Consider the following 13,280-nt stretch of genomic DNA (forward strand, 5'->3'; position numbering starts at 1 on the left):
ATGATGCTCGGCGCACCATTGGCCGTTCAGCCGGTTATAGGCGGTCAGCATGCCGCCGACGCCCGCCTCGGCGCACAGTTCGAAGGGGAGCAGATAGATTTCGCGCAAGGTGCGTTCGCTGACCACCGCGTTCATCCGGTCGCGATCGGTCTCGCTGTCGTTGCAGACCAGATGCTTGGCGACCGATGCGGTGCCAGTGCTTTGCAGGCCGCTGGCCCAGGCGGCGCCCAACAGGCCGGCGAGCAGCGGCTCCTCCGAATAATATTCGAACGCCCGGCCGGCGAGCGGGCTGCGCGCCAGATTGACATTGGGGGCAAGAACCATGTCGACGCCCATGCGGATCGCCTCGCCACCGACCAGCGCACCGACGCGCATGTTGAGGTCGATGTCCCAGCTGGCGCCCAGCGCGGTCGGGCAGGGGGTGAGCAAGGCAATGTCGCGTTCGTCCACGCGTCCGCTGGCAATGCCCATCGGCCCGTCTGCCATCGCCAGCGAAGGGATGCCCGCTTCAGCATAGCCGACCGTCGTCCACATGGTGGCGCCGGCGCTCATCGCCAGTTGCTGGTCGATCGTCAGGCCGGACATGCGGCGCCCTCCATGGCGAAGTGCATGATCTGTCGCGCCTGGGCGCGGACCGCATTGGCGATGCCTTCATCACACAGCGCGCCGTCGGCATCGAAGGGGCGCTGCTCGACCGAGTTGACCGCAACCCCGACCGGCGTCGGCCAGCCGCGCATCGCATGGATGACATCGCGCAGCGCCGACAGGGTGGTGCCGCAGGCCTGCCAGCCGGCCGCCGTGACGACCAGGCCGACCGGACGACCATCGAAATAGACACGGCTGTCGCCGCGCAGATCTTCCAGCAGGTCGATCGCATTCTTCACCAGCCCGGAATAGCCACCATGATAGCCCGGACTGCCGATGACGATGCCATCGGCGGAACGGATGGCATCGACCAGCGCGCGTTCCTCGGCCGTGCGGTCGGGATGCTCGGGATTGAAATGGGGCAGGCGGGCGAGGGCCGGGCCGTCGAACATCGTCGTCTCGGCGCCCAGATGCTCGCATTCCTTCAGGATCGCACGCACGATCCGCTCGCTGGAAGATGCCTGGCGGAATGTGCCGCCTAGGCCGACGATCCGCTTCGGGCGGGCGCCATGATGACCGGACATGTCCATACTCCTCGAAATGGCGCGGCCTTCTTGCGGGCCGCGCTCATCAGTGCATTGGGGTTCAGGCGTCGACCTTCGCCTTGAAGGCGGGCATGACCTTGTCCGACAGCAGGCGCAGCGTCTGGTTGCCCAGGCGCAGCCGCTCCTCGGTCAGCGGACCGGTGGTGGTGCCGCACAGGATGTTGCCGATGCCCAGTTCCTCATAGGGTTTGAGATGCTCGATGACGGTTTCGGGCGAGCCATAGAGGCACCATGTGCCGATCCAGTCCTCGGTCAGCGCATTGGGGGTGCGATCGGTCTTCTTGTTGGCCGAATCCGATTCCGCGCGGGCGTTGAAAGCGGCCTCGCGCTCGATCGCATCCTGATAGGAGCGCAGGATGATTTCCAGTTCCTCGCGCGCCTGCTCGTCGGTTTCGGCGACATGCACGACCTGATAGGTGTGGGTGGTCCAATCCAGCGCTCGGGCGATGGCTTCCTGCGAATGGCCTGCTTCGTCCAGCATCTGGCGATAGACGCCGAAATATTTGGCGACATGCTTCATCGGCTCGGTGCCGCCGATCTGCGGCGGGGTGAAGGCGGGGATGAAGGCGGGCCAGCCATTTTCGGCGGCGCGGCGCGCGCTTGCTTCTTTCATGGCGACAGGCATCAGGCGGGCGTGGCCCGTCGAATAGGGCGCGGGCGCGATCCGCTGAAGCACGCGGCCCTTGTGCGGACCATTGTCAATGTCGATCGCGGGATCTTCCATCCGCTTCGCCCAGAGCTGCTCCGCAATGGCAAGGTTGTTGTCGGAAACCGCCCCGGCATCCTTGTAGCTCACACCAAAGCCGATCATTTCTTCCGGTGTGGTTCCGCTGCCGACGCCGACGAGCAGCTTGCCGTCGGTGAGCTGATCTAGAATGTTGATGCGTTCGACGAACCGCACCGGATGGTGCAGCGGAACGGACACTACCGAAAAGCCGAAATGCATATGGGGCATCTTCGCTGCGAGATAGGAAGCGAACATGAAGCTGTCCGACGCAACGGGCATATAGCCGTTGAAATGATGGTCGGGGAGAAAGATGGCGTCAAAGCCCAACTCCGACGCCCGCACCGCGTGGCCGGTCAGGTCCTCGATCAGCCTGCGATCCTCGTCCGCAGCCATGGACCGGGCATTCAGAAAAACGGAAAAACGCATATCCCCTCCACACAGCGCCCTCGAGCGCGACTTGCGCCGGCTTATTTACATTGACGCTTTAAGCCGTCACAATGGAATCATAATTAGAACCAATGTTCTTATTACTGATTGGATGAATATGCCGCCGGTGTCAACTGCGAAGTCGAAGAAGGATTCTATTTCTGTTGTGGGAGAGGCTAGCCGCGTGCCGCAGCAGGGCCGCAGCCGCGCTTCTTATGAACGGATGCTCGCGGCCGCCGAAAAGCTGATGGTGAAGAATGGAAATGACGATTTCACGCTGACCGAGGTTGCGAAGGTTGGCAAGGTGTCCATCGGGTCCATCTACCTGCGCTTCAACAGCAAGGACGATATGATCCACGCAGTGCACGCCCGGGTCCTGGCGCGGATCGAGGAGGATCAGGATGCCATGATGGCGAAGATCGTTGGCAAGGCGGCGACGCTGGACGATTTTTCTGCGCTTTTCGTCGACGCCTATGCCGAGCTGCTCAAATCCTATGCTCCGGTGCTGCGTCCGATCATGTTTCGCGCCATTTACGACCAGAATATCTCGCAGCTCGGCCGTCAGTCGGCAGAACGGCTGAGCAATGAAGCGGAGCGGCAATTGCTGCGCTTTTCCGCCGAGTTCGGACGACCCGATCATCAGCGGCTCGTCGGCAATGCATTCAAGATGATCTACAATACGCTGGCGCGCCTGCTGGGCCTGGGATCCTCGCTCGAAGCGGCACATCAGGGGGACTGGGACGAATTGAAGGAAGATCTGTCGATCATGTGCGCTGCTTTCCTCCGTGCACCGGCGCGTTAGGTGAGCCGCAGAGCTGCGCCGTAAAAGCGGATGATGCCCGGTCCGTCGACCAGCACGCAGAGCTGCATGCCATAGCATGTGGTGATCGCTGGCTCGACAGGCAGATCCGTGCGCAGTCGATTGGAGGGCGGGTAGAATTGGCGCCACTCCGCCGGCGGATCAAAGGGCGCCGGTGTGCCGGTGAGCGGAACGTTCGGTTCGCACAGATGCTGGCGCTGCATGCCGCCATGATGCACGCACACCCAACTGATCCGGGCCGCCTCTTCCGTTTCCCAGAGAAGCGAGGCCTGATCCACCCTGATACCGCTCTGGAGCTGGAAAGGGAAGTGAAACCAGACCTGTCGACCTGGACGGACACGGAAGCTGGACGAAAAGCCGCGATGAAAGCCGAAGCCCGTGGTCCAATCCTTCTCATCCACGATATCGAGCCAGTCGGGACCAATTTCCTGCAATTGGACGGCGGCAGGAGCGAGCCAGATTTCGTGCATCACGCCCATGTCGGTTCGCGATCGGCGCGCCATTTGATGCTGCACCCGGCGCTGGGACGCTGGGGCAGGGGCGTGGGTCGTCCGGAGAGCAGCGCGTCCACGGCCGTCCGCATGCCATCCCCTGTCACCGGCAGATCAGTGCATTGCGGCGGGAGTTCCGGTACGGGAGGACGGTTGATCTTCGGACGGCTGGAATTAAACTGACCGGCATAGAACGGGGCGCGATCCGGTCCGAATGGGAAGAAGACGGGTGTGCATACGGCGCCATAATCAAGAGCGACCTCCTGCATCTCGTCATGAAGATAGGGGAAAGTCAGGTCGTGATTCAGGGCGAATCTGGTCATGCGGGCGGCATCATTTTCCGGATAATCGGTCGGGTCGTTTGAAGAGATCGCAACGGTCGCCAATCCTTTTGCCGCATAGACCGTCGCAAACGCGGCGAACTGATCAATGAGATGGAGGACGAACGGACGATGGTTGCAGATGAAGGCAACCAGCAAGGCAGGGGAAGCAGAGAAATCGTTCAGCGTGACGATCCTGCCTTCGGCAGCCGGCAAAGCGAAGGGCATTGCGGGCGCACCAAGTCCTTCCATTTGCGACGTGCGCAGCATCTTATGCTTTCCTCAATGAAGAGATCGGTAATCAGAGCAGATCAGTGGCTCGTTGCCAGGTGACGAGACCGTGAAATCGGCTGGCGTCGGCAGCGTCCGATATTTCAGAGGAAGGCCGCAATGCCGTGATCGGCAAGCCATTTCTCTCCTAACATCCTGTTCCTCCGGCCTCTTTTGACGGGCCGGATGGTTGGCATGGCCGCTCCAAAGTCGCCATGCCAACCAGTATTCAGGCAGCGAGTTGCAGTTCGCGCCCGGTCTTCGTCGTCGGCACGAAGGGCAGGTAGGAAACGCGCATCCTGATCGCGATTTCTACCTTATGCGCGCCGGGGGTCAGGCCGCCGGAGCGCAACACCGTAACCTTGGCTTTTTCGCCGAAGTTCCAGCGATCGTCATAGACGCTTTCCATCTCGTCCAGCGTCCAGCTCCGCTCACGAACCGAGAAGCGGATATCTCCCCGTTCAATCGGCTCGCCATCGATGGTAAGACCGATATCCTCGATCATCGACAGGCCCAGGCCCCGATAATAGGGCAGGCGGGCGAGCAGCGCGAAACCGACGACCCCGCCTCTTTCCACGACATTCTCAAAGCCCTCGTCGCAGAGCATCATCTTGTCGAACATGTCTGCTTCTCCTCAGGCTGCGAGCGCAGTTGGGGTGGGCTCGCCGATCATTTGTTCAAGCATTTTCTGCTGGCGGCGCACCTGTTCGACCGAGTCCACTTCATGGGCATCCTCGATCCAGCGGTTCCCCTCATATTCCGAGCAGATGTAGCCCTTGTATCCGCCCTGCTTGAGCACCCGGACGATCTCGTCATAGGGAATGGATGGTTCGACCAGGTCCTCGTCCATCTGATAGAATTTGCCGTGAATATTGTGAATGCGGTGCATGTAATCCAGCATCCGCCTGGGTTCGAACGCGGCATTGTGGCGGAGCGTTTCTGCCATGCCCAGCGCCGGGCCTTCACCACCCATTTCGCGGACATTGAGAATGACATATTCGCTGAGGACGCGATCCTCATAGGCCTTCTCAATATAATCCGCGATGTTCTGCGGCACCCCGTTGCGGATGAAGCGTTCCTTCCAGACCGGCGGGAATTTGAACAGGAACATGCCCATGTCGGGCAGGAAACCCAACGCATCTGATCCCGACTTTTCAAAAGCTTCGGCATGGCGAATGATCCAGGGATGATCGAAATGCAACGGTGCATGCACTTCGATCAGAATCCTGATGTTCTTTTCTTCGGCATAAGGGGCGGCAGCGACAAGAACCTCAGGCGCGATCGACACAAGCGCGCGGATATATTTCATGCCCAACCGCGCGCCGAAGTCGATATCCTTCTTCACGCTGGCGACCTGCTCGTCAAAGGGCATGGCCCGGCCCTTGTAACGCTTATAATCGAGCATGAAGTCATGGCTGACTGCGGTGGCGTTATATTTGCTGATGAGAGCGTGCCATTCCGCGATCCGGGCGTCATCGACCGTGGCTTCGGGCCATCCCCAGAAGGTCTGCTCGCCGATGATTTCGATACCCAGCGCACCCATGTCGGCGCAGACCTTGAAACAGTCCTCCAGGGTCATTTTCCCCTGAAAGGTTTCGTGCTGGAAACTGTAGAGGCTCACGCCCCGTTTTATATCGCTTGTCATAAGTTACTCCGCAACGGCGATAGAGGGGGCCGGTGCGCGCGAACCGCGCGCAAAGCTGGCGACCAGGGCGGCGGCGATGACGCCTGCGAGGCCCGCCGCGAGGAATGCGCCCTGCATGGACCCCACCAGCGTTTCGGTCTGATGCACCAGCCAGGGGCTGGAAAACTGACCGAAGAAGAAGCAGGCGGTCCACACGCCCATCCCCCGGCCGCGATGTTCAAAGGGCAGCTTGGTCTGCGCCCAGGCGATCACGGTGGGGACTGCCATGCCGGCGCCCGTTTGCTGTATGATGAGAGCCGCAGTCATCCAGCGCCAGTCGGGCGCAAGCCCCATGCCTGAAAGGCCGACACCCAGCAGCAGGAAGAAAGTTGCGAGTTGCACCGCATGCGGCCTCCCGCCCATCAGGCGGAAGATCAGCGCCCCGAGCATGACGAAGAGGCTGGGGATAGCGGTGAGTTGGCCGATGCGGGCCGGGTCCATGACTCCAACCTCTCGCCAGGCTAGCGATCCGCTGATGATAAAAACATAATAGAGCGCGGAAGCGATCAGCGTGACCCCGCCGATCAGCGCAATCGATGCGGTTGGAAAGGGCGCAGTTTTCCTCTCGCCATGGCTGATTTCAGCAATAGTGGCGCCATCGGCGCGGCGCGGCTCGAACATCCAGGCGAGCATGGCAACGAAGATCGGGAAGGCGACCGCATAGACCAGGAAAATGCCGTTCCAGCGCACGGCCGAGGCAACCCCTGACAGCAGGATCACGCCGGATGCGAAGAAGGGGCCACAGATGCCCTGAAGGAACAGCCAGTCCTTGCGCCCCTGATCGTCCCAATAATCCGCGATCAGCGTGTTCACGATGGTGAGGATCGCCGCTTCCGCAACACCCAGCCCAAGCCGGCAGGCGATCAGCATGTTCAGACTGTCCAGAAAAAAGGGTGCCGTGCCAACGACGCCGTATAGCAGCGTTGCCCCGACAAGCAGTGGACGGCGCCCAAACCGGTCGACGAAAAAGCCGGCAAAAGGCGCGAATAGGGCGATCGTGAGACCGGGGGCCGAAACCATCATCGGCACTTTCCATCGAGCATCGGGATCGGCAGCGAAATGATCGATGATGGCCGGGACGGCTGGGAACATCGAAACGATCGCGAAAATCGGAAGGAAACCAGCTGTAACGATGGTGATACCCTGAGGCACCAGCGACAGGCGTCGAAAAAAAGCGATCAGGGAACGCACCAGCCTTCGGCTCCTCTACTGCGGGCGACTCATTCAGCGCCTCTAATTAGAACTATCATTCTTTTTATTGGGTGGGCCATGGCCTGTCAATCAAGCAAGTGGTCGGCGATCAGGGGAATCACCCAAGCCCCCCCGATCGATGCCTCCGTTTCACTTGGCTGTCGGCTCATCGCGTTCAATCGGAAAATCGCGGATATCGGTTTCGACGGGGATCGTAACCTTCCCTGTTGCCGCCCACTCAGCACCTCGGGCAATCAGGCCGCGTACACCCGGATATTGCAGCGTGTCAGGGCCATGTCCGAGCGGGATAGCGAAAACCCGGCCATTGCCGTAATCCGCAGTCCACGCCTGAGGATGATCGGCATCCATGCCTTTCATCTGTTTCAGCTTCGCAGGAGTGTAGGCGTAGGCCGGATATTTGGGGCCGGCCTTTTCCGGAGCGTAGCCCGCCGATGAGTCATGCGCGGTCGCCAGAACATGAATTTTCACGTCCGGATCGAACTGCATGTTGGTGTACATGTCATCATTGAAGGTCCAGAAATATTCGCGCATTCCCCGCGTAACTGGATGGTCGCGATCGGTGATATGGATCAGGAATCCTCCCGGCGGCGAGCGGCGGCTCTTGGCCTGCGGACGCATCACCCCGCCCGCCAGTTTTTCAAATTCCGGCCAACCGGGCGAACCCATGTTGAAAGAGGCGTGATAAACGACAATGCCCCCGCCATTGCGGACATAATCGAACAGCGCCTTTTCGGCAGCGGGACTCCAGCGCTTTTCGAGGGGGTCTGTATAATTCCATCGGCCGAGATAATTGAGTAACACCACATCGTAAGACTTCAGCAGTTCCGCGCTGCCATGGTCGAAATCCTCGACGATGCGAACATCGAAGCGCCCGCTATCCTGTAATTGCTTGCGCAACAGATTGTTGACGCCTGTCCAGTCATGTTCATAGCTGCTGCGGCCACTGATGATGAGCAGATTCAGCCGCTGCTGTGACGGCGATAGGGGAACTGCAACAGGCTGCACGGTTTCCGGAGGACGATAGGGCGACTGCACGATAACCTGTGCCGTTGCCGCTCCCGCAATCACAAGGCCCAACACCGCGCCGACCAGCTTTCCATGTCGTTGTTTCATTTTCCCTCTCCTCCTGCCGCCGTCTGTGCGTAGCCAATGATAAAATCATAATATTTATTCGTATAATCATGCAGCAGGCCGTTCTGTATAGCAATATGAAAGCGCGTATGGCGTATCGTACGGCTTGACGGCCGCCTCGGAATCCGACTATTCCAATACTAGAATATTGGTTCGCATATAGGATGGCGCGCCGAATAGTCATGCATTTTGGGGGAGAGGATGCTGCAATCAAGGATGCAGAAGGAAATGTCGGACAGCGCCTTGGCGGCTGCGGCCGCACTGTCCGGGCGACGGCGCAGCATGGCGCTGGCCATAGTGGCGACGGCGATGGTCCTTGACCTCGTTGACATGACTATTGTCAATGTCGCGGTTCCAACCCTGCAGGCCCAATTGCGTGCAAGCGACGCGCAGGTTCAATGGATGGTTGCGGGCTATTCCACCATCTTTTCGCTGTTGCTGATTACCGGGGGGCGGCTGGGCGACATTTATGGATATAAGCGAGCCTTTCTGGCTGGCGTTGCCGGATTCACGCTGACATCCCTGCTTTGCGGCCTGGCAGCAACACCGGATCAACTGGTGGTCGCGCGGCTGTTGCAGGGCGGGGCTGCCGCGATCATGTTGCCGCAAGTCATGTCGCTCACCCAGATCATGTATGCGCCGCATGAGCGCATGGCCGCCTTGGGATTGTTCGGGATATTGGGGGGTATCGCAGCGGTGCTGGGCCCGGTCGTTGGCGGCGCGCTGATCAGCATGAACCTCTTCGACCTCGGATGGCGGCCAATCTTTCTGGTCAACCTGCCAGTCGGCCTCATCGCTGTCTTTTTCGCTGCTCGCATTCTCCCCTCAGGCCGTTCCGATCGGCGACCCCGATTGGACATGAAAGGCACCGGACTGGTCGTGCTCCTCCTGTTTTCACTGATTTTTCCGCTGATTCAGGGGCGCGATTACGGCTGGCCACTATGGGGCTTCGGACTGATGGCGATGAGCCTGCCGCTCGGCATCGTCCTCGCACGGCACAGTCAAGCGCGGATGCGGCATGATGGATCGCCGCTTATCGTGCCGGAACTGTTCCTTATGCGTGCGTTCACCATCGGCTTGCTCACTACCCTTGCCTTTCAGATGGCGACCGGGGGCCTTCTATTCACACTGGCGCTGGCTTTGCAGCGGGGGATGGGCTTCACCGCAGCCCAGGTCGGTCTGGCGCATGTTCCCTATGCTTTTGGTGCGTCGTTCGCGATCGGCATGCTGTCGCGCAAGGCCCTGCCGCGATTGGGCCCGGTAATCATCAGTTGGGGCGCACTGTTAATGGCGGTATCGCTGGTTGCGCTGGCCATGTTGCTCGAATGGCCGGGCGCGGCGGCCGGGCATCCCCTTATGTTGGCACCCCCATTGCTGACCATGGGCTTGGGCATGGGGTTGGCCGCCGGACCGCTGCCGCCCTGCACCTTATCGGAAGTCGATGTGGGTCACGCCGGGTCCGCGTCGGGGCTGCTCAAGGCGACGCAGCAGTTAGGGTCGGCCATCGGTGCTGCGGCGATCGGTACGCTGTTTTTCGCGGTCCAGCCGGACGATAGCGGCAGCGGCGAGCAGGCGATCGAGGCGTTCAGCCTGTCTGCGGGGGTCATCGCGGTCATTCTGCTGATCGCGGCCGTGATTGCCTTTGCCATACCGCGGCAGTTGCGGATCAGGGGCGCTGGCCCCCTTGCAGGCGAAGAATGATCTGTGTAGAAATAAAATGACAATTCCATTTAAGCGACGCCCTGGCGTCGCAGGAGAAGGATCGCTGATGGGCACTGATATGCCGCAAAGCCCGCCCGCATCGGACTGGAGCGCTGCGAGGGCTGATCGCAGGCAGATATTGGGAGGCGCGCTGATGCTGGGCGCGCTGGCGGGCACGCCGCTGGCCTTGTGGAACAGGGCGCGGGCAGGGGAAGAGGGCGGGGCGACGCAAGCCCAGAAACGCTTGCTGGAACGGCTCTCCGATCTGGTCATCCCGGCGACCGATACACTCGGCGCACTTGGCGCGGGCGTGCCTGCCTTTGTCGAACTGGCGTTGCGCCATGGGCTGGAGGATACGGCGCCTGAAGCGGCGGCGCATATCCGCATGGCGGCGGGGCAGGGCGGGTTGCCACTGCTGGACGAAGTGGGACGCGACCTCAACCGCCGCGCCGGGGGCGATTTCTCAGGCCTGCCCGCCGGGCGCCAGTTCGGCGTGCTGGCGGCCTATGATGCGGCGGCTTTCGCGCTCGATCAGGGAACGCATCCCTGGCGCAAAATCAAGGCGCTGATCCTGACCGGCTATTACACCTCGGAAATCGGGGCAGCCAGGGAACTGCATTATGAACTGGTGCCGGGGCGTTTCGACCCCGATCTGCCGATCCCGGCGGATAACAGGTCCTGGTCCAGCGATTGGACGGCGGTGGATTTCGGATGAGCATGGATTTCGACGCGATCGTTGTGGGTTCTGGCATCACCGGCGGGTGGGCTGCAAAGGAACTGACCGAAAAGGGCCTGAAAGTGCTGATGATCGAGCGAGGACGCCTGATCGAGCACGGCGATTATCCGACCGAGATGAAGGCGCCCTGGGAAATGGAGTTCCGGGGCGAGGGCGATGCGGAGCTTTACGCCCGCGAATATCCGGTGCAGCGCCTTAACCGCCATTTCACCGAGTTTACGCAAAATCACTTCGTCAACGATAAGGACAATCCTTACGCTCTGACAGAAGGCACGCAGTTCAACTGGTGGCGCAGCTATCAGCTGGGCGGACGATCGCTGACCTGGGGTCGGCAATGCTATCGCTGGTCGGACTATGATTTCGGCGCGAACAAGGCTGACGGTTACGGCACGGATTGGCCGATCCGCTATGCCGATCTGGCCCCATGGTATGATTATGTGGAGGGTTTTGTTGGCGTCGCTGGCGCGGCCGAGGGCCTTCCCTCGCTGCCGGACGGGAATTTCCAGCCGCCGATGGCCCTGAACGTGGTGGAACGACATGTCCGCCAGGTCATTTCCCAGCGCTGGCCGGATCGGCGTCTGACCATTGGCCGAACCGCCAATCTGACGGAGGAGAAGGAGGGCAGGTCCAAATGCCAGAACCGCTCCATCTGCGCTCGGGGCTGTTCCTATGGCGCCTATTTCAGCACTCAGAGTTCGACCTTGCCCGCGGCGCAAAAGACCGGGCGGCTGACGGTCCTGACCGACTCCCTGGTCGAAGCGGTGGACCATGATCCGGCGACAAAGCGCGTGACGGGCGTAAGGGTCATCAACGTCAAGACTGGCGAACGGAGCCGTCATACGTCACGCATCGTTTTCCTGAACGCCGGGGCCTTCAACAGCGTGCATATCATGCTGCGGTCGCGGTCGGAGGTGTTTCCAAACGGGCTTGCCAATGGCAGCGGCGTGCTGGGAACCCATGTCATGGACCATGCAACGACGCTGTCGACCATGGCGCTGATCCCCGGCTTTGAGGATCGCACCACCTTCGGCAACCGTCCGACCGGCGTGGTCATTCCACGCTTCCGCAATCTTGACCGGAAGGATGGCGACTTTCTGCGCGGCTACAGCTTTCAGGGAGGCGCGCTCCAGAGCGGGTGGACGGCGGCCAAGCGGTCGGCGGGGATCGGCAAGACCTATAAGGAGCAGAACCGGAAAATCGGGCCGTGGCGGATGGTGTTCGTCGGCTTTGCCGAAAGCCTGCCGAGAGCCACCAACCGGCTGACGCTGGACGGGGTGAAGCTCGATCCGCAGGGATTGCCGATGCTCAAGGTGCATTTCGAACATGGCGAGAATGAGCGCAGGGCGCTGGCCGATGCCAAGCGGGAAGCCGCCGCGATGATGGAAGCGGCGGGCGGCCATGTCATCATGGGCTTTGATGAACCGGGCGCGGGCGGCTCCGCGATCCATGAGATGGGCGGGGCGCGCATGGGTCTTGATCCGGCGACATCGGTGCTCAACAAATGGAGCCAGGCGCATGAGGTCGCCAATCTGTTCGTCACCGACGGCGCACAGATGAGTTCTTCGGCATGCCAGAATCCGTCGCTAACCTATATGGCGCTGACGGCGCGGGCCTGCGATCATGCCGTGTCGCTGATGAAGGAAGGCGCGCTATGAGGCTGGCTGCAGGGCCGCTCTGCGCGTTGATGCTCGCGCTCACGCCTGCCTCCGCGAAGACCTGCGACAATCGGGCTGTGGTCTCCGACTTTGTCGAGCGCTTTTACGCGAAGCGGGACGTGGCAGGGGCGTTTGCGGCGCATGTCGCACCTGATTATGTGCAGCATAATCCGGGTTTGCCCGACGGACCAAAAGCCGCCGTTGAAGCATTGGCGCCGATGTTCGCCGCGCCGGGTTCGCGCTTTGAGCTGAAGCATTTGCTGGTCGATGGCAATCTGGCGCTGGTGCATCTTTACGGACGGGGTAAGCCCGGCACGCCGGGCGGTGCGGTGGCCGATCTTTATCGGCTGAAGGACGGCAAGGTCGTCGAGCATTGGGATGTGCTGCAACCCATAGCGCCGGGGAGCGAGCCACTTGCGATGGCACCGGTCAGCGCAGACGGCGACAATAGCGCGCATAATCGGCAGGCCTTTTTGCAATTTATCGACCTGCTGTTCCGCAAGGGGAAAACCTATGAAGCCTATCGGCGGTTCGTCGCGAGGGACCTGATCCAGCATAACAACCGCATGGGGCAGGGCCGGGATGCGGCGCTTGCCGCGATCAGGGAGTTGCGAGCGGCGCCTGGAGCAAGCTTTGACGTGCAGCGGGTACTGGTCGATGGCAATCTGGCGGCAGTGCATTATCGCGGCAAACTGTCGGCTGACGATCGGGGTGCGGCCGTGGTCGAGATTTTCCGCTTCCAGAAAGGAAAGATCGTCGAGCATTGGGACATTTTCCAGCCGTTGCCGGAAAGTTCGCGAAACGATCATCCCATGTTTTAGGGCATGTCGGTGACCGATGGGAGGCATGCCGCCCAGAAAAGGGAGCAGAAAGATCAAGGCGCGCCATAGCCGAGGGGCGTCCTGCACGAGCGAAGT

General features: G+C 61.0%; 14 protein-coding genes. 5 read left to right on the top strand and 9 right to left on the bottom strand.

Annotated elements, in window-relative coordinates:
- From ACFC3J_RS06025 to ACFC3J_RS06035, 3 genes are all read right to left on the bottom strand, one after another.
- Nucleotides 1-585, bottom strand: a 585-nt coding sequence (locus ACFC3J_RS06025; RefSeq protein WP_375195299.1) for a glycoside hydrolase family 3 N-terminal domain-containing protein, incomplete at its 3' end; no start/stop codon positions are given.
- Nucleotides 573-1,169 carry an NADPH-dependent FMN reductase gene (locus ACFC3J_RS06030; protein ID WP_234792110.1) on the bottom strand — a complete coding sequence of 199 codons (597 nt, stop codon included), beginning with the start codon at nucleotides 1,167-1,169 and terminating at the stop codon, nucleotides 573-575. The genes ACFC3J_RS06030 and ACFC3J_RS06025, both read right to left, overlap by 13 nt.
- Nucleotides 1,170-1,230: 61 nt before the next feature.
- Nucleotides 1,231-2,310 carry an LLM class flavin-dependent oxidoreductase gene (locus ACFC3J_RS06035; protein ID WP_375195300.1) on the bottom strand — a complete coding sequence of 360 codons (1,080 nt, stop codon included), beginning with the start codon at nucleotides 2,308-2,310 and terminating at the stop codon, nucleotides 1,231-1,233.
- On the opposite strand from ACFC3J_RS06035, the gene ACFC3J_RS06040 reads away from it, so the two are divergent.
- Complete coding sequence (locus tag ACFC3J_RS06040; RefSeq protein ID WP_375195301.1) at nucleotides 2,309-3,145, top strand: TetR/AcrR family transcriptional regulator; 837 nt, start codon at nucleotides 2,309-2,311, stop codon at nucleotides 3,143-3,145. The two genes, ACFC3J_RS06035 and ACFC3J_RS06040, sit on opposite strands and share 2 nt — an antisense overlap.
- Here ACFC3J_RS06040 and ACFC3J_RS06045 read toward each other — a convergent pair.
- From ACFC3J_RS06045 to ACFC3J_RS06070, 6 genes are all read right to left on the bottom strand, one after another.
- Nucleotides 3,142-3,633, bottom strand: coding sequence for a hypothetical protein (locus ACFC3J_RS06045; RefSeq protein WP_375195302.1), 492 nt, complete (start codon nucleotides 3,631-3,633; stop codon nucleotides 3,142-3,144). The genes ACFC3J_RS06040 and ACFC3J_RS06045 overlap by 4 nt on opposite strands.
- A complete protein-coding gene (locus tag ACFC3J_RS06050; protein WP_375195303.1) occupies nucleotides 3,633-4,244 on the bottom strand; it encodes a thioredoxin family protein in 612 nt (203 codons plus the stop codon). Before ACFC3J_RS06050 ends, ACFC3J_RS06045 begins: the two co-directional genes overlap by 1 nt.
- Before the next feature lie 229 nt (nucleotides 4,245-4,473).
- The gene (locus ACFC3J_RS06055) at nucleotides 4,474-4,866 is read right to left on the bottom strand and encodes a DUF6379 domain-containing protein (protein ID WP_375195304.1); all 393 of its coding nucleotides are present in this window, start codon (nucleotides 4,864-4,866) and stop codon (nucleotides 4,474-4,476) included.
- Nucleotides 4,867-4,878: 12 nt separating this feature from the next.
- Nucleotides 4,879-5,889 (bottom strand): sugar phosphate isomerase/epimerase family protein, encoded by a 1,011-nt coding sequence (locus tag ACFC3J_RS06060; RefSeq protein WP_375195305.1) that lies wholly within the window; start codon nucleotides 5,887-5,889, stop codon nucleotides 4,879-4,881.
- A gap of 3 nt (nucleotides 5,890-5,892) precedes the next feature.
- Nucleotides 5,893-7,119: an MFS transporter gene (locus tag ACFC3J_RS06065; RefSeq protein WP_375195306.1), complete on the bottom strand. Its 1,227-nt coding sequence runs from the start codon at nucleotides 7,117-7,119 to the stop codon at nucleotides 5,893-5,895.
- A gap of 150 nt (nucleotides 7,120-7,269) precedes the next feature.
- Nucleotides 7,270-8,253 (bottom strand): ThuA domain-containing protein, encoded by a 984-nt coding sequence (locus ACFC3J_RS06070; protein ID WP_375195307.1) that lies wholly within the window; start codon nucleotides 8,251-8,253, stop codon nucleotides 7,270-7,272.
- 234 nt (nucleotides 8,254-8,487) lie between these two features.
- On the opposite strand from ACFC3J_RS06070, the gene ACFC3J_RS06075 reads away from it, so the two are divergent.
- From ACFC3J_RS06075 to ACFC3J_RS06090, 4 genes are all read left to right on the top strand, one after another.
- A complete protein-coding gene (locus ACFC3J_RS06075; protein ID WP_375195308.1) occupies nucleotides 8,488-9,972 on the top strand; it encodes an MFS transporter in 1,485 nt (494 codons plus the stop codon).
- Between the two features lie 67 nt (nucleotides 9,973-10,039).
- The gene (locus ACFC3J_RS06080) at nucleotides 10,040-10,687 is read left to right on the top strand and encodes a gluconate 2-dehydrogenase subunit 3 family protein (protein WP_375195309.1); all 648 of its coding nucleotides are present in this window, start codon (nucleotides 10,040-10,042) and stop codon (nucleotides 10,685-10,687) included.
- On the top strand, nucleotides 10,684-12,363 hold the full coding sequence (locus ACFC3J_RS06085) for a GMC oxidoreductase (protein WP_375195310.1): 1,680 nt from the start codon (nucleotides 10,684-10,686) through the stop codon (nucleotides 12,361-12,363). The genes ACFC3J_RS06080 and ACFC3J_RS06085 overlap by 4 nt, the downstream gene beginning before the upstream one ends.
- Nucleotides 12,360-13,184, top strand: a complete 825-nt coding sequence (locus ACFC3J_RS06090; protein WP_375195311.1) for a nuclear transport factor 2 family protein — start codon at nucleotides 12,360-12,362, stop codon at nucleotides 13,182-13,184. The genes ACFC3J_RS06085 and ACFC3J_RS06090 overlap by 4 nt, the downstream gene beginning before the upstream one ends.
- Nucleotides 13,185-13,280: the final 96 nt, after the last annotated feature.

This window comes from Sphingobium sp., assembly GCF_041987595.1.
Lineage (GTDB): Bacteria > Pseudomonadota > Alphaproteobacteria > Sphingomonadales > Sphingomonadaceae > Sphingobium.